This is a genomic window from Chitinimonas sp. (assembly GCF_041904975.1).
Taxonomy (GTDB): Bacteria; Pseudomonadota; Gammaproteobacteria; order Burkholderiales; family Chitinimonadaceae; genus Chitinimonas.
In genome coordinates this window covers 1-2104 of sequence record NZ_JAYRLZ010000434.1, presented here as the reverse complement: position 1 = coordinate 2104, position 2104 = coordinate 1, and the positions used below count along the sequence as shown (strand labels likewise).

Annotated in this window: 5 protein-coding genes; 1 reads left to right on the top strand and 4 read right to left on the bottom strand. The window is 61.4% G+C overall.

Going from position 1 to position 2104, the window contains the following annotated elements; all coding sequences use genetic code 11:
• The 4 genes from ACE3OH_RS21865 to merT form a co-directional block, all read right to left on the bottom strand.
• Positions 1-597, bottom strand: a 597-nt coding sequence (locus tag ACE3OH_RS21865) for an FAD-dependent oxidoreductase (RefSeq protein ID WP_374358293.1), incomplete at its 3' end; no start/stop codon positions are given.
• 38 nt (positions 598-635) lie between these two features.
• Entirely contained in the window at positions 636-1061 is a 426-nt protein-coding gene (gene merC / locus ACE3OH_RS21860) for an organomercurial transporter MerC (protein WP_000522996.1), read from the bottom strand.
• A 27-nt stretch (positions 1062-1088) separates the two neighbouring features.
• Positions 1089-1364, bottom strand: coding sequence for a mercury resistance system periplasmic binding protein MerP (gene merP / locus ACE3OH_RS21855; RefSeq protein ID WP_000732275.1), 276 nt, complete (start codon positions 1362-1364; stop codon positions 1089-1091).
• A gap of 15 nt (positions 1365-1379) precedes the next feature.
• Positions 1380-1730: a mercuric ion transporter MerT gene (gene merT, locus ACE3OH_RS21850; RefSeq protein WP_031623830.1), complete on the bottom strand. Its 351-nt coding sequence runs from the start codon at positions 1728-1730 to the stop codon at positions 1380-1382.
• Between the two features lie 71 nt (positions 1731-1801).
• Here merT and ACE3OH_RS21845 point away from each other — a divergent pair.
• Positions 1802-2104 (top strand): MerR family transcriptional regulator (locus tag ACE3OH_RS21845; protein WP_374358285.1); only part of this gene is annotated, 303 nt, incomplete at its 3' end.

Genomic DNA, 2104 nt, shown 5'->3' with positions numbered 1-2104 from the left:
GTCCAGAATGCCTTCGTACTTGGCATGGCGCAGTTCTTCGACGCGCGCCTGCTGCTGGGCCAGTAGTTTGCTGCGGTCAATCGCAGGCACAGTCGCCGCGATACCGCCGTCGAACGGACTTTCCCGACGTAAATGGGCGATGTGGGCGGCGCGAATCATGATCTTGGACGGCACGCAGCCGACGTTGACGCAGGTGCCGCCGATGGTGCCGCGCTCGATCAGCGAGACGTGCGCGCCTTGCTCGACGGCCTTCAGTGCTGCCGCCATTGCCGCGCCACCGCTACCAATGACGACGACCTGCAACGGGCGTTCGTTGCCACTGGGCTTATCAGCGGCCCCTATCCAGCCGCGCATCTTGTCGAGCAGGCCGGCGCGGTTGTCCGTCGGTGGCGCATCGGCAAGCGTTGCCTCGTAGCCCAGTCCGGCCACGGCGGTAGTCAGCGCATCCGATGACGTGCCCGCCTCAATGGCGAGTTGCGCTGTGCCCTTCGGATAGGACACCAGCGCCGATTGCACGCCGGGCACTTTCTCCAAGGCTTCCTTGACGTGAGCCGCGCACGAGTCGCAGGTCATCCCGGTGATTTTCAGGGTGGTCATGTATTTTTCCTTTTCTGTGGTGGCTACGGCTGTTGCCGTCAGCCACGTTGTTCTGGCAATTCACAGCTGTCCGGCCCGCAGCGGCGATGTGCTGGCGAGATGAAATCCCAGACCGACACCCCAACCATCAAGGCCAGGCCGACATAGAGCAGTCCACCGCTCTGCCAGCCGTAAGCCCGCATTAAAAACACCGCTGCCAGCACCAAGATCGGGCCTATCGTGCCGAGCGCCGTGCGTCGCCACTGTCGATGATTGAGCCAAGCGATAGCATTGGCGAGTAACGCGATGCCGGCGAACATCGGCAGCAGGATGCCAATGAATAGCCCCTCGTACTGGCTCAAGAAGCCCAGTCCGATGGCCGCGCCAAAGCTGGCGATGGCAGGAAAACAGGCGGCGCAGCCCATCGCGGAAACGACGCTGCCGAGCGCGCCGGTTTTGCCAGCGATGCGCGTGATGAGTCCCATGTGTCGCTCCCGAGTTCGGTTAACGGATCAGCGTTTGAGGCTGGACGGATAGCCCGCGTCCTCGGTCGCCTTGGTCAACTTCTGGACGTTGGTCTTGGCATCGTCGAAGGTGACGACGGCCTGGCGCTTGTCGAAACTTACGTCGGTCTTGCTCACGCCCTCAACCTTGGAAAGCGCGTGCTTGACAGTGATCGGGCAAGAGGCGCAGGTCATGCCAGGCACGGACAGCGTGACGGTCTGGGTGGCGGCCCACACGGGGGCAACAACGGCAGCGAGGGCGAGGGCGGCAAACAGTTTTTTCATGATGAACTCCTGTGATTAATAGAAAAATGGCATGACGTAGGGAAATCCGAGCGAGACCAGGACCAGCGCGGCCACGATCCAGAAAATGAGCTTGTAAGTAGCTCGCACTTGGGGAATCGCGCAGACCTCACCCGGTTTGCAGGCTTGCGCCGGGCGGTAGATGCGCCGCCAGGCGAAAAACAGCGCGACCAGCGCTGCGCCGATGAAGATCGGGCGATAGGGTTCCAGCACCGTCAGGTTGCCGATCCATGCCCCGCTGAACCCCAAGGCGATCAAAACCAGCGGCCCCAGGCAGCAGGCCGACGCAAGAATGGCGGCCAGCCCACCGGCGAAGAGCGCGCCGCGCCCGTTTTGTGGTTCAGACATACGCTTGTCCTTTCAAATTTGGTTTGGATAGCTTAAGCTTACTTCCGTAGTTATGTACGGAGTCAAGCGATATGCAAATTAATTTTGAGAATCTGACCATTGGCGTTTTTGCCAAGGCGGCCGGGGTCAATGTGGAGACCATCCGGTTCTACCAGCGCAAGGGCCTGCTGCCGGAGCCAGACAAGCCCTATGGCAGCATTCGCCGCTATGGCGAGGCGGATGTAACACGAGTGCGGTTCGTGAAATCGGCCCAGCGGCTGGGCTTTAGCCTGGACGAAATCGCCGAGCTACTGCGGCTGGAGGATGGCACCCATTGCGAGGAAGCCAGCAGCCTGGCCGAGCACAAGCTCAAGGATGTGCGCGAGAAGATGGCC